This is a genomic window from Bradyrhizobium sp. CIR48 (assembly GCF_014198315.1).
Classification (GTDB): Bacteria; Pseudomonadota; Alphaproteobacteria; order Rhizobiales; family Xanthobacteraceae; genus Bradyrhizobium.
Window position 1 is genome coordinate 692522 of record NZ_JACIHG010000002.1, and the last position, 17920, is coordinate 710441.

General features: G+C 65.4%; 16 protein-coding genes and 1 pseudogene. 4 read left to right on the forward strand and 13 right to left on the reverse strand.

The annotated features are described in order from the left end of the window. The first annotated feature begins 91 nt into the window (after window positions 1-91). Together GGD66_RS09665 and GGD66_RS09670 are read left to right on the forward strand one after the other, a co-directional pair. On the forward strand, window positions 92-874 hold the full coding sequence (locus GGD66_RS09665) for an ABC transporter ATP-binding protein (protein ID WP_092253315.1): 783 nt from the start codon (window positions 92-94) through the stop codon (window positions 872-874). Further along, window positions 871-2430, forward strand: a complete 1560-nt coding sequence (locus GGD66_RS09670) for a glycine betaine ABC transporter substrate-binding protein (RefSeq protein ID WP_183257512.1) — start codon at window positions 871-873, stop codon at window positions 2428-2430. The genes GGD66_RS09665 and GGD66_RS09670 overlap by 4 nt, the downstream gene beginning before the upstream one ends. A 147-nt stretch (window positions 2431-2577) precedes the next feature. Here the strand turns inward: GGD66_RS09670 and GGD66_RS09675 are convergent, their stop codons facing one another. Next, window positions 2578-4290 carry a sulfatase-like hydrolase/transferase gene (locus GGD66_RS09675; RefSeq protein WP_183257513.1) on the reverse strand — a complete coding sequence of 571 codons (1713 nt, stop codon included), beginning with the start codon at window positions 4288-4290 and terminating at the stop codon, window positions 2578-2580. A 215-nt stretch (window positions 4291-4505) separates the two neighbouring features. Further along, on the reverse strand, window positions 4506-5159 hold the full coding sequence (locus tag GGD66_RS09680) for a TetR/AcrR family transcriptional regulator (RefSeq protein ID WP_246788798.1): 654 nt from the start codon (window positions 5157-5159) through the stop codon (window positions 4506-4508). A 107-nt stretch (window positions 5160-5266) separates the two neighbouring features. Between GGD66_RS09680 and GGD66_RS09685 the strand changes: the two genes are divergently transcribed. Further along, the gene (locus tag GGD66_RS09685; RefSeq protein WP_183257515.1) at window positions 5267-5887 is read left to right on the forward strand and encodes a hypothetical protein; all 621 of its coding nucleotides are present in this window, start codon (window positions 5267-5269) and stop codon (window positions 5885-5887) included. 11 nt (window positions 5888-5898) lie between these two features. Here GGD66_RS09685 and GGD66_RS09690 read toward each other — a convergent pair whose 3' ends face one another. From GGD66_RS09690 to miaA, 9 genes and pseudogenes are all read right to left on the reverse strand, one after another. Next, window positions 5899-6747, reverse strand: a complete 849-nt coding sequence (locus GGD66_RS09690; protein WP_183257516.1) for an SDR family oxidoreductase — start codon at window positions 6745-6747, stop codon at window positions 5899-5901. 160 nt (window positions 6748-6907) lie between these two features. Continuing rightward, window positions 6908-7927 carry a ketol-acid reductoisomerase gene (gene ilvC / locus GGD66_RS09695; RefSeq protein WP_018319725.1) on the reverse strand — a complete coding sequence of 340 codons (1020 nt, stop codon included), beginning with the start codon at window positions 7925-7927 and terminating at the stop codon, window positions 6908-6910. Window positions 7928-8074: 147 nt separating this feature from the next. Beyond that, window positions 8075-8677: a LysE family translocator gene (locus GGD66_RS09700; protein WP_183257517.1), complete on the reverse strand. Its 603-nt coding sequence runs from the start codon at window positions 8675-8677 to the stop codon at window positions 8075-8077. A 7-nt stretch (window positions 8678-8684) separates the two neighbouring features. Then, window positions 8685-9575, reverse strand: coding sequence for an EamA family transporter (locus GGD66_RS09705; protein ID WP_183257518.1), 891 nt, complete (start codon window positions 9573-9575; stop codon window positions 8685-8687). Between the two features lie 45 nt (window positions 9576-9620). After that, the gene (locus GGD66_RS09710) at window positions 9621-10316 is read right to left on the reverse strand and encodes a class I SAM-dependent methyltransferase (RefSeq protein ID WP_091961418.1); all 696 of its coding nucleotides are present in this window, start codon (window positions 10314-10316) and stop codon (window positions 9621-9623) included. 3 nt (window positions 10317-10319) lie between these two features. Next, window positions 10320-10862 carry an acetolactate synthase small subunit gene (gene ilvN / locus GGD66_RS09715; protein ID WP_011089241.1) on the reverse strand — a complete coding sequence of 181 codons (543 nt, stop codon included), beginning with the start codon at window positions 10860-10862 and terminating at the stop codon, window positions 10320-10322. Between the two features lie 23 nt (window positions 10863-10885). Next, window positions 10886-11857 carry a threonine dehydratase gene (locus GGD66_RS09720; RefSeq protein WP_092253331.1) on the reverse strand — a complete coding sequence of 324 codons (972 nt, stop codon included), beginning with the start codon at window positions 11855-11857 and terminating at the stop codon, window positions 10886-10888. A gap of 4 nt (window positions 11858-11861) precedes the next feature. Continuing rightward, the gene (locus GGD66_RS09725; protein ID WP_183257519.1) at window positions 11862-13637 is read right to left on the reverse strand and encodes an acetolactate synthase 3 large subunit; all 1776 of its coding nucleotides are present in this window, start codon (window positions 13635-13637) and stop codon (window positions 11862-11864) included. 329 nt (window positions 13638-13966) lie between these two features. Further along, window positions 13967-14922, reverse strand: a pseudogene (miaA, locus tag GGD66_RS09730) (tRNA (adenosine(37)-N6)-dimethylallyltransferase MiaA). Window positions 14923-14933: 11 nt separating this feature from the next. On the opposite strand from miaA, the gene serB reads away from it, so the two are divergent. Further along, window positions 14934-15839 (forward strand): phosphoserine phosphatase SerB, encoded by a 906-nt coding sequence (gene serB / locus GGD66_RS09735; RefSeq protein WP_183257521.1) that lies wholly within the window; start codon window positions 14934-14936, stop codon window positions 15837-15839. Between the two features lie 163 nt (window positions 15840-16002). Here serB and GGD66_RS09740 read toward each other — a convergent pair whose 3' ends face one another. Both GGD66_RS09740 and GGD66_RS09745 read right to left on the reverse strand, forming a co-directional pair. Beyond that, window positions 16003-17520, reverse strand: coding sequence for a Do family serine endopeptidase (locus GGD66_RS09740; RefSeq protein WP_092253339.1), 1518 nt, complete (start codon window positions 17518-17520; stop codon window positions 16003-16005). Between the two features lie 141 nt (window positions 17521-17661). Further along, window positions 17662-17868 carry a DUF2065 domain-containing protein gene (locus GGD66_RS09745; RefSeq protein ID WP_018319716.1) on the reverse strand — a complete coding sequence of 69 codons (207 nt, stop codon included), beginning with the start codon at window positions 17866-17868 and terminating at the stop codon, window positions 17662-17664. Window positions 17869-17920: the final 52 nt, after the last annotated feature.

The window sequence follows — 17920 nt, forward strand, 5'->3', positions numbered from 1 at the left end:
CGTGTCGAGAGACCACCCCACCCCGCTCGCGCAGCGCGCGATCGACCCTCCCCCTCCAGGGGAGGGTAAGAGAAAAGCGAGCTTACCTGCGATGCCTTCCAAGCCAGCCATCAGCTATGCCCACGTCACCAAGAGCTTCGGCCTGCTGAAGGCCGTGGACGGTTTGTCGCTCGACATCGCCGAGGGCGAATTTGTGGCGATCGTCGGCGGATCGGGCTCCGGCAAGACCACGCTGCTGCGGCTCGCCAACCGGCTGATCGAGGCCGAGGGCGGCACCATCACGGTCGAGGGCGAGGACGTGCAAAGCGTCGATCCGGTCGCGCTGCGGCGGCGGATCGGCTACGTGTTCCAGAGCGGCGGGCTGTTTCCGCATCTGAGCGTTGCCGACAATATCGGGATCACGCCGAAACTGCTGGGCCAGCCGGCGGCCGATATTGCAGCGCGCGTCGACGAGCTGCTGGAGCTTGTGCAGCTCGATCGTGACGCGCATCGCAGCCGTCTGCCGGAGGCGCTCTCCGGCGGCCAGCGCCAGCGCGTCGGCGTGGCGCGGGCGCTGGCGGCAAGGCCCCGCATCGTGCTGATGGACGAGCCGTTCGGCGCGCTCGATCCCATTACCCGCGATGCGCTCGGCGACGACTATCGTTCGCTGCATCGCAAGCTCGGCCTGACCACCGTGATGATCACGCATGACATGACGGAGGCGATCCTGCTCGCCGACCGCATCGCGGTGATGCGCAGCGGACAGCTGCTCGCGCAGGGCACCCCCACCGAGCTCTCGAACAGCAGCGACGCTTACGTGCTGGAGCTGCTGCGTACGCCGCGGCGCCAGGTCGAGCGGCTGAACGCGCTGCTGCCGCAAAGCGGTGCGGCATGAGCCTGTTTTCCGATCCACGCTGGGGCGAGGCGCTGGCGCATCTGCCCGATTATCTCGGCAATCATGTGCGGGTCAGTCTCGCCGCGCTCGCGCTTGGCCTTGCCGTCAGCCTGCCGCTGGCGATCCTGACGCGCAGCCGTCCGGCGCCGCGAGCCATCCTGCTCGCGATCGCCAGCATCGTGCAGACGGTGCCGGGCCTGGCGCTGCTCGCGCTGTTCTATCCGCTGCTGCTGCTGGCCGCCTCGGTGACGCTGGCCTGGTTCGGCGTATCCTTCTCGGCGTTCGGCTTCCTGCCGGCGATGCTGGCGCTGGCGCTCTATTCGATGCTGCCAGTGCTGCGCAACGGCATCACCGGGCTCAACGGCATCGATCCCGCGCTGATCGAGGCCGCCAAGGGCGTCGGCATGACCGCGCGGCAGTCGCTCGTCATGGTCGAGCTGCCGCTGGCGCTGCCGGTGATGATGGCGGGCATCCGCACCGCCGCGGTGTGGGTGATCGGCACCGCGACGTTGTCGACGCCGATCGGGCAGACCAGCCTCGGCAATTACATCTTTGCCGGGCTTCAAACCCAGAACTGGGTGTTCGTGCTGTTCGGCTGCTTTGCCTCGGCGCTGCTGGCGCTCGCCGTCGATCAGCTGCTCGGCCTGATCGAGGGCGGCCTGCGCCAGCGCAGCCGCGCCCGCACCGCGCTCGGCGCAGCCGGTATCGCGGCGCTGGTCGCTGCAACGCTGGTGCCGACGATGGGACGCTCGTCGCAGGGCTATGTCGTCGGCGCCAAGACCTTCGCCGAGCAATATGTGCTGTCGGCGCTACTGAGGGACCGCCTCCAGGCCGCCGGTCTGCCCGCGACGACGCGCTCGGGCCTCGGCTCCAGCGTGATCTTCGGGGCGTTGAAGGCCGGCGACATCGATCTCTATGTCGATTATTCCGGCACGCTCTGGGCCAATCAGCTGCATCGCTCCGACATCAAGCCGCGCGCAGAGCTGTTGACGGATTTGAAGGCAAGCCTGGCAAAGGACAACATCACCCTGCTCGGCGAGCTCGGCTTCGAGAACGCCTATGCGTTGGTGCTTCCGAAGAAGCGCGCCGAAGCGCTTGGCATCCGGACCATTGCCGATCTCGCGGCGCACGCATCGACGCTATCGATTGCCGGCGACTACGAGTTCTTCTCGCGGCCGGAATGGGCGGCGCTGCAAAAGGCCTACGGCCTTTCGTTCCGCGCCCAGCGCCAGATGCAGCCGGATTTCATGTATGCAGCGGTTGCGAGCGGCGAAGTCGACGTGATCGCCGGCTACACCAGCGACGGGTTGATCGCGAAATACGATCTTGTCGCGCTCGACGATCCCAGGCACGCGATTCCGCCCTACGACGCGATCCTCCTGCTCGCACCGAAGCGCGCCGGGGATGAGCGGCTCAAGACAGCGCTGCAACCGCTGCTCGGCAAGATCGACATCGCCACTATGCGCGAGGCGAATCTGCGCGCCAGCGGCAATGACGCGAATTCCTCGCCGGATGCGGTGGCGAAGTGGCTGTGGGAGAAGGTGGGCGGGCGGTAGGTTGAGATTTCGTAGGGTGGGCAAAGGCGCGCAAGCGCCGTGCCCACGGTCGCTGGATGCGTGTGAGAGGTGGTGGGCACGCTTCCGCCTTCGCTCTTCGAGCTACGGCGGACAAGTCGCTATGCCCACTCAGGATGGCGGTAGAGCCTACAGTCCCCTGATGATCCCCGCGTTGATCAGCAGGCGGTTCAGCCGCCGCGCTTCGACGCCGTCCTTGCAGCTGTAGAACACGCCCTTGCAGCGGAGCATGATCTCCTTCTGCTCGGCGAAGGACGGATCGAGCGGGATGCCGGCGGCCTCCTGGATCACCAGCGGCAGATAGGGGCCGTCGATCGTGTCCATCACGGCAGCACTCTTCACCGGCTCGAAATTGACGGCGTCGATCGCGTAATAGGTTGCGTAGAGGCGCGGATCGTAGGCGTCCAGCTTCTTGCCGAGAGCGCCTTCGTCGAGCCCGGGCTCGAGGATAGCAGGCGCGAACTCGGGTTGATGATCGCCATAGCGCACGATCAGGAAGGGCTCGCCCGGGAACGTCTTCTTCAGGCCCGCGACGAACGCCTTGTATTGCTCGGCGCTGATCGCCTGCCGACGCAGATATTCGTCGATGGACGGCACATTGCCCGGCGCGCGCCAGGTCGGCAGCAGGTCGGGACGGAAGCGCGTCTCCCACGGGAAATGATTGGCACCGAGATAGATGAAGGTGAACAGCGGCTTGTTGGGCGGCTGCTGGCCCATCAGCTGGAGCGCCTTGTCGTAGAAGAAGCCGTCGGGCTCGACGTCCTTGGCGCCGAGATCCTTGGCGTCGAGGAAGCGTTCGATGCCTGTCGTCAGCTGGAAGCTGCGCGCGGCCATGAAGCCGCCATGGGCGGGATAGAGCGACATCGTGTCGTAGCCGCAACGGCGTAGCGCCAGCGGCAGCCCGCGCTCGACGCGGTTCGAGGCGATGCGCGTCACGAAATAGGCAAAGCGGCCGAACGAGCGCGAGGAGAGGCCTGCAAGCACGTTGTATTCGGTGAACCAGCTCGGCCCGCCATTGCTCTCGGCCAGGAACGTGCGCTGCTTGCCGTCCCAGGATTTGAAGTGGCTGCCATAGCCCTGCGGCACCTTGATGCCCTGGGCGGCGCGGATGTCGAAGCTCGATTCATCATGGATCATGATGATGTTCGGCCGGCGTCCGGCAGGATGGCAGGAATCGACCAGCGGCATGTTGAGGCGCTCGTTGGTCGCGGCGGCCGATTCCATGAAACCGTACTGCACGAAATCGGAGACCGAGCTGACGCCGGAGCGGAAGAATTTCGACAGATAGCCGTCGTCGTAATAGCCGCGCCAGGCTTCGTCCGGATGATAGAGCGAATAGCCGACCAGCGCGGCAAGGCAGGCCAGCTTGCAGGCGAACGCCGGCAGACGGCGGATGCGGAACGGATCGAGCCACCACAGCGCATACATCAGCGGCAGCGTGACGAAGCCGGCCAGGATCACCGACCAGCGCAAATTCGGGAAGATCGTGAACAGGAACGCGACGGTGTCGCGGTCGATCATCATCAGGTCGATGAAGTTGACCGTCATCTGGACGACGTCGTGCTTGAGCCGCGACAGCAGCACCAGCACGACGACCATGGTCAGCGACAGCGCGCCTGATAGCGCCGGCCGGCGCAGCAGCGTGATCCAGAAAAAGTTGAGAATGCCCCAGGCCAGCGCGAAGGAGAGCCGCGAGCCGAAATCGGTCTCGGTCTGGTACATCAGCGCGAGCGCGGCCAGATGCGGCGCGGCAACCGCGAGCAGCCGCCAGATGCCGAGCGCGGCGACGCTCGCCAGCACGGCGGTCGTGGCAGAAGGACCTGGATTGGGCGCGGACGCCATCGACGACACGCTATACTTCAAGTCCGGCGCGGTGATGCCAGGCCGTCTGGTCCTCGAGACGGTGACGGGGCGTCCGGAGCAGCCGGAAGCCTGCACCGTGTCATAAAACTGTAACGGAACGGTCAAGGACAGGCAACGCATGCGGTGACCCGACCTTCGCTTATTGTTAGTGACCGGCGAAGCCCGCACGGCGGCGGGCCGAGCCGCTCGCTCGGTTAAGGCTTTGCGATGCCGGCGATGAAGAGGTCGAGCACGCCTTCCGCCATCCGCTCGATCGCGCCCTCCTCGACGCCCCAGCGCGGAAAGTGGCCATCGAGATTCATCCGGGCGAAGCCGTAGACCAGGGCGCGACCGGCGATCTGGATGCGCTTGAGGTCCGCCGACCGCAGCAGGCCCTGCTCCGCCGCCTCGGCCAGGATTCCCTCGGTCAGCGCGATCAACTCGGCATTGTCGCGCGTTAATTCCGCGGAGCTGCCATGGGCGAAATAGCGCCCGGTGGAGATGATCTCGAAATGGGCGGGATTGCGCATCGCCCAGCGCAGGTAAGCAAGGCCAAAGGCACGGAAACGGGCAAGCGGGCCGGCCGCCGGAGCCTCGCTCAGCGCGGCCTCGATCTCGGCACGGAAACGCCGCTGCGCCTCTTCGGCCGCCGCCGCCATCAGTGCATCGCGGTTCGGAAAGTGCCGGAACGGCGCGCCCGGCGATACCGCGGCCCGGCGCGCGGCCTCACGGACGGAGACCTCCTCTCCCTCCGCCGCCAATTGCAGCGCAGCATCGATCAGGACACGGCGGAGGTCACCGTGGTGATACGGCCTGGCCTGGGCTGCAGGGCGGCGGGCGCGCGGCTTGGACGGCTGGCGGGCGGACATGGTGCTTCCTAGCATCACCCGAACGTGAATGTAAGCGGTGATTACACCATTGACCGCCGCGCGGCGCCGAAATGTAATCGATGATTACATAACGGAGGAAGATCACCATGCTGCAACGTCAAAGCTGGTTCGAAGGCTGGCGGCTGCTCGCCGCCCTCACCCTCAGCCTGATCCTTCTCAGCATGTGGATCGCCTCGATGCGGCAATTCGAGGTCGAGGGCGTGCGGATGGTGATCCGCTTCACCGCACGCAGCTCCCTGCTGCTGTTCTGCCTAGCCTTCAGCGCCGCAGCGATGGCGCGGCTTTGGCCCAACGCATGGACCCGCTGGCAGCGCCGCAACCGCCGCTATCTCGGCCTCAGTTTTGCGGCTTCCCACGCCATCCACGCGGTTGCGATCGTTGTTTTCGCCTGGATGGATCCTGCCGGCTTTGCCGAGGCGACCTCGGCCGTCTCCTACATCTTCGGCGGCATCGGCTATGGCTTCATCGTCGCGATGAGCGCAACCTCGTTCGACCGCGCCGCCGCGCTGATCGGGCGCCGCGCCTGGCGTACGCTGCACCTGGTCGGCGGCTATTATCTCTGGTTCCAGTTCATGGTGTCGTTCGGCAAGCGCGTGCCGGCGATGCCGATCTATGCCGCGTTCCTCATTCCGCTGCTGATCGTGATGACGCTGCGCATGATCGCGATGGCCCGCCACCCGCGCGGGCAGACCGTTGCGGCGGGCTGAAGCGCCCGCCTTTACTGCGGCAGCAGTCCGAGCCGCTTGGCGATGATCCGGTCGACCGTCCGTTTCGGCAGTACGGCACCGATCAGATGGCGGAGCGGGTCGGGCGTGATCTGATAGCGCACCTTGGGGCTCGGCGCGGTCAGCGCCTCGAACACGATCTCGGCGATCCGCTCGGCCGGCAGGCCCTTCGCGCCGAGGTCCATCATGAAGGCCATGACCTTGTTGAGCGCCGGGAGATAGGGCGAGTTCTGGTAGACGGAGAGATCGATCTGCTCGGCCTTGCTCCAGATCGGCGTCTTCACCGCGCCGGGGGCGACGATGATGACGTCGATGCCGAACAGCATCAATTCGCGGCGCAGGCTTTCCGACAGTCCCTCGACGGCGTGCTTGGAGGTGCAGTAGGGCGCCGACAGCGGATTGCCGTTCTTTCCTGCGACCGAGCTGATCATCACGATCCGCCCCTTCGGCCCCTTCAGCGACGGGTCGGCCCCGAGCAGCGGCCCGAACGCCTGCGTCGCGATGACAGGGCCGATGACGTTGATGTCCATCTGGCGGCGGAAATCATCCGCCGACAATTCGAGCACGGGACCGGCGACGGCGATGCCCGCATTGTTGACGAGGCCGGCCAGCGTCTCACCGTTCAGCGCTTCGCGAACTTTTCGCGCAGCAGCGAGGACCGCGGCCTCATCGGTGACGTCGAACAGCAGCGGCGTGAAATTGGCGCCAAACTCAGCCTGAAGCCGGTCGGCATCGGCCTGCTTGCGGACGCTGCCGAACACGCGATAGCCGCGCCCGATCAGGAATTTGGCAGTAGCCCAGCCGATGCCTGTGGACGCACCGGTGACGACGACAGATCGCATGGTCTTCCTCCCCTGGAGTTCCCGCGATCATGCCTTGGATTTTTGCCCATGTCCCGGACAAGCGCAGCGAAACGGAGCGCAGAGCCGGGACCCAGGAGCCGGAATGGCCCCCGGATCAGCAGCGCACCACCTGCGTGATGCGCTGCGTTCGGGAGACGACTTAGTTCTTCGACTTGTCGACCAGCGCGCCCTTCTTGATCCAGGGCATCATGTCGCGCAGCTTGGCGCCGACTTCCTCGATCGGGTGCTGAGCGAGCTTGGCGCGGGTCGCCTTGAACGAGGTCTGGTTGACCTTGTTCTCGAGCATCCAGTCGCGGGCGAACTTGCCGCCCTGGATGTCGGCGAGAACGCGCTTCATCTCGGCCTTGGTCTCGGCGGTGACGATGCGCGGGCCGGTGACGTACTCGCCGTACTCCGCGGTGTTGGAGATCGAGTAGTTCATGTTGGCGATGCCGCCTTCATAAATCAGGTCGACGATCAACTTCACTTCGTGCAGGCACTCGAAATAGGCCATCTCCGGAGCGTAGCCGGCTTCGACCAGGGTCTCGTAGCCGCCCTTGATCAGCTCGACCAGGCCGCCGCAGAGCACCACCTGCTCGCCGAAAAGATCGGTCTCGCACTCTTCCTTGAAGGTGGTCTCGATGATGCCGGCGCGGCCGCCGCCGACAGCCGAGGCGTAGGACAGGCCGAGGTCATGGGCGTTGCCCGAGACGTCCTTGGCGATTGCGATCAGGCAGGGCACGCCGCCGCCGCGCTGATATTCCGAGCGCACGGTGTGGCCGGGGCCCTTCGGCGCGATCATGAGCACGTCGAGATCGGCGCGCGGGTCGAGCAGGTTGAAGTGGACGTTGAGGCCGTGCGCGAACACGAGGGCGGCGCCCTTCTTCATGTTGTCGTGCAGGTGATCGCGATAGATATCGCCCTGGAGCTCGTCCGGGGTCAGCATCATGACGAGGTCGGCCCATTTGGCGGCTTCGGCGACTTCCATCACCTTGAAGCCGGCGGCTTCCGCCTTCTTGACCGAGCCAGAATCCTTGCGCAGCGCAATGGCAACGTCCTTGACGCCGGAATCCTTCAGGTTGAGCGCATGGGCGTGGCCCTGGCTGCCATAGCCCACGATGGCGACCTTCTTGCCCTTGATCAGGTTCAGGTCGGCGTCGCGATCGTAATAAACACGCATGGGTCGTTTCCTCGTTAGGGGCCAGAATCGGCCGTTGGTCAGGTCCGACTGCTCAAGTCTTGGACGGTGAAATTTGCGGATTTCGGGGGCTGTCTAGAGCATTTTCAGCCGGCTGGGAAACCCGTTTCTGCATGGAAATCCGCGACATCATGCATCCATGAAAACGGGGTAGAGGGAGGCCAGCAGCAGGATCGCCATCAGGATATTGAAGGCGCGGACCAGCCGCTCCGAGGTCAGGACCGGCCGCAATGCCGAGCCGAACAGGGCCCAGACCACGGTCGAGACGGTGCCGACGATCAGGCTGATCACGGTTTGGATCGCGATGTTGAGCGGAAATTGGGCGATCGCCGCATAGGCGGTGATGGTGCCGATGACGATCACCCAGCCCTTGGCATTGATCCATTGGAACATCGCCGCGCCCCAGAAGGTCATCGGGCCGCGGCCATCCCCCTCGCCCGGCTTGGTCGGGCCGGACATGGCGATCGCGGCGGCAAGATAGATCAGATAGGCCGCACCGGCATATTTCAGGATGGTCTGGAGGATCGGGTAGGCCAGGAACACGGAGCCGAGCCCGAGGCCGACGGCGGCGACCATGAAGGCGAAGCCGAGGACGATGCCGACGATGTGAGGGACGGTGCGCCGGAAGCCGTAGGTCAGGCCCGAGGACAGCAGCATGATGTTGTTCGGCCCGGGCGTGAAGTACATCACGACCATGAAGATCAGGAAGGCATAGAGCAGCGACTGGGACATGCTCACCTCACGCCGTTTTCGGCAACGGTTCTTCGGGTAACGCCTTGGGCCGCTTCGCCAGCACCATCACCGCGATACCACCGATCACGGTCAGCATGCCGGCGAGCCGCAAGGGTCCGAACCGCTCGCCGAACACGATGCTGGAGGCGGCCGAGCCGACGAACGGCACCAGCAGCGCAAACGGCACCACTTGCGCGGCGGGATAGTCGCGCAGCAGCCGGCCCCAGAGCCAATAGGCGATGCTGGTCGAGATGCCGCCAAGCGCCAGCATGCAGAGAGCCGCTGTCAGCGTTATGTGGCTCAGCGATATCCATGTCGGCGCAGGGCCATTGGCGATCAGCGCCAGCACGAACAGCGGCACGGCCGCGGCAAGGCACAACCACGCGAACAGGTCGAACATCGGCACGCCGCGGGCACCGCGCAGCAGCAGATTGCCGACGGCAAAGCTGATCGGCGAGATCATCAGCACCGCAAACGCGGCGACGCTGAAATCATAGCCGACCGTACCGCAGATCATCAGAAGGCCGATCGCAGCGATACCAACGCCGAGCGCCTGCATCGGCGTCGGCCGCTCGCCAAAAGCGATCGCGGCAAAGCCGATCGTGAACAGCGCCTGGCTCTGCACGACGACGCTGGTCAGCCCCACCGGCACGCCATGGGCGATACCATAGGCCTGGCTCAGGAATTGACCGAGGAACAGCATAAAGCTGATTGCGATCAGCAGCGACCAGGCGATTTTGGGCTTGCGGATGAACAGGCACGGCAACGCGGCGATGGAAAAACGCAGCGCCGTCATCAGCTCCGGCGAAAGCTCGTCGAGCGCGATCCGGCTCGCCACGAAGGCAAGTCCCCAGATGATCGCCACCAGGATGGCGATGAGGATATCGGCCGGCTTCATTGTTGTTCTCGGTTCTGCCCTGTCGTGCAGCCCTGTTGTTGTCGTCTAGCCTTGCTCGCCGGCTCTTGGTTTGCGCAGCAGATAGGTGCCGTGCATCGGTGCGTGGTAATCGGCCGAGACCAGCGCGAAGCCGACGTCGGTCAGCATCCGCTCCATCACCCAGCCGAAGGTGGAGTATTCGTCGCGCATATGCGTGACGACGCCTTCGCGCGAAAAATCGTGGTTCTTGATCTGGTAGTCGGCCCATTGCTCGACGTCGCGCTCGATCGCATCGGGCATGGAGGCATAGACGATGTCGCGCAGATAGAAGCTCGCGCCCGGCTTCAGCGCACGATAGATTCGCGACATCGCCACTGCCTTCCAGAAATCCGGCAGGTGGTGCAGCGTGAATTCGCTGACGATCAGGTCGTAGGATTCCGGCCGATAGGCGAAGCTGAGCAGGCCGGCGGACTGTGTGCGCACGGGCGCCTTGCGATCACGCGCGTAGATCTCGGCAAGCGCCAGCATTGCCGGCGAGATGTCGATGGCGTCCACCTCCGCGCCCAGCAGTGCGGCTTCGGTCGCCAGCACGCCGTTGCCGCAGCCGATGTCGGCGATGCGCCAGCCGCGCTGGACTCCCAGCATTTTCAGCGCGGCGCGCGCCCGCAGATCGGCATCGTCGTGGGCGTCGTAGATCGAGGCCACCGCGGGCTCGATCCCCATCCGGTTCCGCTCGTTATAGTACCAGTCGCGCGCCAGCATGGTTCACATCCCTTCAGGCCCGCGGCCGATCGCGGCAACGCCGGTGCGCGACACCTCGACGAGGCCGAGCGGGCGCATCAGGTCGATATATTGATTGATCTTGTCCGTATTGCCTGTGATCTCGAACACAAAACTCTCGGTCGTGGCGTCGATCACCCGGGCGCGGAACGCATCCGCGAGCCTGAGCGCCTCGACCCGATGCTCGCCCTGCCCGCGCACTTTCACCATCGCCAGCTCGCGCTCGATCGAGCGCTTGGTCTGGGTCATGTCGACGACCCGGTAGACCGGGATCATGCGGTCGAGCTGGTGCTTGATCTGCTCGATCACCATCGGCGTACCCGTCGTGACGATGGTGATGCGCGACAGGTGCTTCTGGGCCTCGGTCTCCGAGACCGTGAGGCTCTCGATGTTGTAGCCGCGGCCCGAGAACAGGCCGATGACGCGCGCGAGCACGCCCGGCTCGTTCTGCACGAGCACCGAGAGCGTATGCGTCTCGTTGGGATCGTGGCGATCCTCGATGAAGTAGGCGGATGCGGGCTGGTTCATTGTCGTCCCCTCTTGTCTCTTCCTCACGCCATCGCTGACGCGTCCGTCCCGACCCAACGGCGGAACAGATCGAAATCGATATTGCCGCCGGACAGCACGAGACCGACGCGCTTGCCCTTCAACTTGCTCTTTTCCTGAAGCGCCGCGGCGAGCGCGGCTGCTCCCGCGCCTTCGGCGAGATTGTGCGTGTCGGTCCAGAGCGCACGGATCGCGGCCGCGACCTCAGCGTCGGTGACCTCTACGATGCGTGAGGCACCCTTGCGGATCAGCGTGAATGCCTCGGCGTCCGGAATGCGCGTCGCCATGCCGTCGGCGAGCGTGTTGCTGGTTTCGGTCGTCACGATCTTGCCGGCCGCAAACGACAGCGCGTAGGACGGAGCTTCGGTCGACTGCACGCCAACGATCTCGGTCTTCAGGCCGAGCAGGTCGCGCGCCATGATGCAGCCGCAGATGCCGGAGCCCTGCCCGATCGGCACATAGAGCATGTCGAGGTCCGCCGCCGCCTTGAACAGCTCAAGCGCATAAGTGGCGACGCCGAGCACAAGGTCGGGATGGAACGACGGCACCATATGGAGCCCGGCAAACTGCGCGCGGCGCTCGGCTTCCTCACGCGCGGCCTGGAAATCCTCGCCATGCTCGACGAGCTCGGCGCCAAAGGCCTTCATCGCGCGATTCTTCTCGGCCGAATTGCCGCGCGGCACGTAGATCACTGCGGGCACGCCGTGGCGGCTCGCCGCGAACGCCAGGCTCTGGCCGTGATTGCCGCGCGTCGCCGAGATGATGCCGGATGTCTTCGGCCGCTCGCGCTTCAGCCGCTCGAGATAGACCAGCCCGCCGCGCACCTTGAAAGCCCCGATCGGCGTGTGGTTCTCGTGCTTGACCACGACCTGCGCGCCGAGCCGCTCGGCGAGCAAAGGCCAGGCGTGCGCCGGCGTTGCCGGCACCGCCTGCCCCACGATCGCATGTGCGCGCTCGAGCTCGGTCAGGTCGAACATGGCCTCACACCAGCGCCTTGCCGCCGGCGAAAGCCTTGGCGGTGGCCTCGTCGTTGGCCTGCTCCGGCAACAGCATCTCGTTGTGCGCCTTGCCCGAGGGGATCATCGGGAAGCAGTTTTCGAGCGCGGCAACGCGGCAGTCGAACAGCACCGGGCGCTTGACCGAGATCATCTCCTGGATGGCGCCGTCGAGATCGCCGGGCTTGTGCACCTGGATGCCGACGCCGCCATAGGCCTCCGCGAGCTTGACGAAGTCCGGCATCGCCTCCGAGTAGGAATGCGACAGGCGGTTGCCGTGCAGCAGCTGCTGCCACTGCCGCACCATGCCCATGTACTGGTTGTTCAGGATGAATATCTTGATCGGCAGCTCGTACTGAACCGCCGTCGACATCTCCTGCATCGTCATCTGCACCGAGGCATCGCCCGCGATGTCGATGACGAGGCTGTCGGGATGGGCAACCTGCACGCCGACCGCCGCCGGCAGGCCGTAGCCCATGGTGCCGAGACCGCCCGAGGTCATCCAGCGATGCGGCTCCTCGAAACCGAAGAACTGCGCCGCCCACATCTGGTGCTGGCCGACTTCCGTCGTGATGTAGGTATCCCTGCCGCGCGTCGCCTCGAACAGGCTCTGGATCGCGTGCTGCGGCAGGATCACCTCGTTGCTCTTCCGGTAGTAGAGCGAGTTGCGGGCGCGCCACTGCGCGATCTGCTGCCACCACGCCTTGATGTCGGGCTTCTTCGCCTCGGCCTTGAACACCTGGAGGATGTCGCCGAGGATGTTGCCGCAATCGCCGATGATCGGCACGTCGACGCGGATGTTCTTGTTGATCGAGGACGGGTCGATGTCGATATGGATCTTCTTCGAGCCCGGCGAGAACGCATCGACGCGGCCGGTGATGCGGTCGTCGAAGCGCGCGCCGACGCACAGCATGACGTCGCAATCATGCATCGTCATGTTGGCTTCATAAGTGCCGTGCATGCCGAGCATGCCGAGCCAGTTCTTGCCCGACGCCGGATAGGCGCCGAGGCCCATCAGTGTCGAGGTGATCGGAAAGCCCGTGACCTCGACCAGCTCGCGCAGCAGCTTGGTCGCCTCGGGGCCGGAATTGATGACGCCGCCGCCGCTGTAGATCACGGGGCGCTTGGCATGGGCCAGCAGTGCGACGGCTTTGCGGATCTGCGTCGCATCTCCCTTCACGCGTGGCGCGTAGGAGCGGTGCACGTCGGATTTGCGCGGCGGATGATAGGTGCCGGTCGCGAATTGCACGTCCTTGGGGACGTCGACCAGCACCGGGCCGGGACGGCCGGAGGTCGCGACGTAGAAGGCTTCGTGCAGCACTTTGGCGAGATCGTTGACGTCGCGCACCAGCCAATTGTGCTTGGTGCAGGGACGCGTGATGCCGACGGTGTCGCATTCCTGGAACGCGTCGTTGCCGATCAGATGCGTTGGCACCTGGCCGGAGATGCAGACCAGCGGGATCGAATCCATCAGCGCGTCGGTGAGCGGCGTCACCATATTGGTGGCACCGGGGCCGGAGGTCACCAGCGCAACGCCCGGCTTGCCGGTCGAGCGCGCATAACCTTCTGCGGCGTGGCCGGCGCCCTGCTCGTGGCGGACCAGGATGTGCTGGACCTCGCTCTGCTGAAAGATCTCGTCATAGATCGGAAGCACCGCGCCGCCGGGATAGCCGAAAATGTCGGTCACGCCATGATCGATGAGCGCGCGAACGATCATCGCAGCGCCGGTCATCTGGTTCGGATCGTGGCTCTTGTCGCTCATTGGCTTGCTCCGGATGCGCTGTTGTCAGCGGCTTCGTTCGTGTCTGGTTCGGGAAATAAAAAAGGCCCCGAAGAGGGCCCATGCACACCGCCTGTCATGTGGGTGGCAGCTAGCCACCCCCGGCGGTGTGCCTGGGTACGACGGCGATAAGGAGTTTGGTAATAATGTTACGCATGGCGGGCGCCCGGCTTCCCAAAGGTTGCGCGAAACATAGCGGCCAAAGCCTGGATGTCAAGGCGATGCGGCCGTTCCCGCGCGATTTTGGCAGTGTACCGGTGTTCCCCGGGTTCGGCGAGAGGTAAATTCGGGAACCCGGACAGAAAAGCGCCTCAGGCGGGGTCGCGGGCCGCGTTCACATGGCGGCGAGCCATCCCCTCGCCTCCCGGGGCTTCACCCATTCGAACTCCGGCAATTGGTGCCGGAACCAGGTGAATTGCCGCTTGGCATAGTGGCGGGTGTCGGCGCGGCCGGTGGTGGCGGCCTGCTCCAGGCTGAGCTCACCGCGCAGATGCCGGATCAGGGCCGGCACGCCATGAGCCTTCATCGCCGGCAGCAATGGATCGAGGTTTCTGGCGGCAAGTCGCTCAACCTCACTCAGCGCGCCGGCGCCCAGCATGGCGTCGAAGCGGGCATCGATACGGGCATAGAGCTCGTCCCGTTCGGGTGCGAGAAATACCGCGCGAAAACTGTCCTTCGGCAGCAGCGGCGGCTGGCCCTCCTGGTGCCAGTCGAGCAGCGAGCGGCCGGTCGCCTCGACCACTTCGAGCGCGCGCGCGATCCGGGTGCGGTCACGCAGGTTCAATCGCTCGGCCGCACTGGGGTCGCGACGCGCCAGTTCCGCATGCAGCGCCTCGACGCCATTGCGTTCCAGCCGCGCGCGCACGTCCTCGCGCACCTCGGCAGGGATTGGCGGCACCACGGAGAGCCCCGCCGTCAGTGCCTTGAAATAGAGTCCGGTGCCGCCGATGAAGATCGGCAGACGGCCTTCCGCTTTTGCCTCGTCGAGCGCCGTGGCGGCATCACTCACCCAGGCACCGGCCGAAAAATTCACGGCTGCATCGACATGACCGTACAGGCGATGCGGCGCGCGCGCTTCCTCGTTTTGTGTGGGGCGCGCCGTGATGATGCGCAGGTCACGATAGACCTGCATGGAATCGGCATTGATGACGACCCCGTCCGTGCTGAGGGCAAGCTCCAGCGCCAGCGCCGACTTGCCGCTGGCGGTCGGGCCTGCGATAAGCACAGCCTTGCCAACATGGCTTCTGCTGACTTGCCCCTCGCTCACGAAAACCTCAAATGTCCCTCGTCGCCACGCTGATCTGCAATCCCGACAATCCCGCGCTCGACTCCACCATCGTCGATGGCGCCCGCGCCGTGCTGCCCCAGGCAGCTCCCGCGCACTGGCTGTTCGACGGGGTTGCGGTCGACATTCCCTTCGGCACCGACAGTAACCTCGAAGCCGACCGTCACGCCATCGAGCAGCGGCTCCGCGAGCTTCGCGGCGACCTGCCCGTCGACATCGTCGTGCAGCCAGTCGGCGCCCGGCGCAAGAAGCTTTTTCTCGCCGACATGGATTCCACCATGATCGGCCAGGAATGCATCGACGAGCTCGCCGATCTCGTCGGGATGAAGGCCCACGTCGCCGCCATCACCGAACGCGCCATGCGCGGCGAGATCGAGTTCGAGCCGGCACTGCGCGAGCGCGTCGCGCTGCTGAAGGACCTGCCCGCCGGCGTGGTCGATGAGGTGCTGGCCAAGCGCATCACGCTGACCCCGGGCGGCCGCGAACTGGTCGCGACCATGCGCGCCCATGGCGCCTATACCTGCCTCGTCTCCGGCGGCTTCACGCTGTTCACGACCGCAGTCGCCGCCAAGATCGGCTTCCAGGAGAACCGCGCCAACGAGCTGGTCGTGCGCGACGGCAAGTTCACCGGCGAGGTGAAGGAGCCGATTTTGGGGCGCGCGGCGAAGCTCGCCACGCTGGTGGATCTGATGGAGTCGTTCGATCTCGACGACATCGATTCGGTCGTGGTCGGCGACGGCGCCAATGATCTCGCAATGATCCAGGCCGCGGGGCTGGGCGTCGCCTATCACGCCAAGCCGGCCGTAGCGGCGGCTGCGGCGGCGCGGATCGACCACGGCGATCTCACCGCGCTGCTGTATGCGCAGGGGTATCGGCGGGACGAGTTCGTGGAGGGGTAGCCTCCCTCGCGGCGCGGTCCGCAGCCGTGGGGTGGGCAAAGGCGCAAAGCGCCGTGCCCACGATCTTTCTCCGACGGCGAGAGGTGGTGGGCACGCTTCCGCCTTCGCTCGTCGAGCTACGGCGGACAAGTCGCTTTGCCCACCCTACGGCACCGGCCAACGGCTACTGCACGCTCAGCGCGACAAACCGCAGCTCGCCGTCGGCGTTCGACACCAGCAGCAGCACCGACTTCTTGCCGTCCTTCTTGAGCTGGTCGACCCGCTTCTGGATGTCGGCGCCGCTGGAGACGGCCTCCTGCGCGACCTCGACGATGACGTCGCCGGCGGAGAGCCGCTTCTCGGCGGCGTCGGAATTCGCGTCGACATTGGTGACGACCACGCCCTTGACGCTCTCCTTGATCTTGTAGCGGGTGCGCAGATCCTTGTTCAGCGCCGCAAGATCAAGGCCGAGCGCCTTCTGCGTCACCGGCTTCTCGGGCGCGGGCTCGTCGGTCTTCACCGCGGCCTGCACCTTCTCGGGATCCTGGAGACGGCCGAGGGTGACCTTCTTGGTTTCTTCCTTGCCCTTGCGGATGATGATGACGTCGACTTCCTTGCCGACCGCCGTGTCGGCGACGACGCGGGACAGGTCCTTCGGATCCTTGACGTCCTTGCCGTCGAACTTGACGACGACGTCGCCCGGCTCGATGCCGGCCGGCTTGGCCGGGCCCTTGTCGTCGACGCCCGCAACCAGCGCGCCGCGCGCCGGCTTGATGCTGAGGCTCTCGGCGATCTCGTCGGTGACGCTCTGGATCCGCACGCCGAGCCAGCCGCGGCGCAGCTCGCCGAACTGACGGAGCTGGTCGACGACGCCCGCAACCGTCTTCGACGGCACCGCGAAGCCGATGCCGATCGAGCCGCCCGAGGGCGAGATGATCAGCGTGTTGACGCCGATGACGTCGCCATCGAGGTTGAACAGCGGACCGCCGGAATTGCCGCGGTTGATGGAGGCATCGGTCTGGATGTAGCTGTCATAGGGACCCGAGGAGATGTCGCGGTTCTTGGCCGAGACGATGCCGGCCGTCACCGTGCCGCCCAGGCTGAACGGGTTGCCGATCGCGACCACCCAGTCGCCGAGACGCAGCTTGTCGCTATCGCCGAACTTCACCGCGACCAGCGGCTTGGTCGGCTTGAACTTCAAGACTGCAAGGTCGGTCTTCTTGTCGACGCCGACCAGCTCGGCCTTGATCTTGGTACCGTCGTTGAGGATGACGTTGATCTCGTCCGCATCCGCGATGACGTGGTTGTTGGTGACGACGACGCCCGATGTGTCGATGATGAAACCGCTCCCGAGCGAGTTGGTCTTGCGCGGCGGCGGGCCGCCGTCGCCGCGCTCGCCACCCTTGCTGCTGCCGCCCGGACCTTTGCGGTTCTTGAAGAAGTCGTCGAAGAACTCCTCGAAGGGCGAGCCGGGCGGCAATTGCGGCATGGCGTTGCTGCCGCCGCCCTTGGCCTCGACGGTCTGTGAGGTCGAGATGTTGACGACCGCGTCGATCACCTTCTCGGCGACGTCGGCGATGCCCTCCGGTCCGCGCGCATAAGCCGGCGAGCCGAACGCGCTGACAGCAGCGACGGCGAGCGCGGCCAGCCCAATTCGCACACCAAGTCGCGAGCGGGACGGGGCAATGGTGGCAGCGGTCATTGTGATCTCCAGAGAGAGGGATTCGGCGCCAGACTGCGCTTGACGGGGGGACGGCGCAAGCGCGCAGGTTAATGGGCCTCAACACCCCGATAATACGGCGAAAACCGGTCTCTCGCCTTCACTTTGGCGTTGGCGCGCCGCCTAAATGGGGCGCCGCATGACCCAGATCAGGACCAGGCCGACGATGGCCGAACCGATCCCGACCGCCCGCAGGATGTTGTCCGGCGTGGCGATGGCGCTCTTCATGGCCTTGCGCATCCAGTTGGGACTTGCCGCGAACATCAAGCCTTCCAGCACGAACAGGATGCCCAAGCCGATGAGGAAGTCGGCGAACGCAATGGACCTCATCGGATTGGAACCTCCCGTTATGCTGTTCTTGTCTGGACGAAGGGCGGCGAGA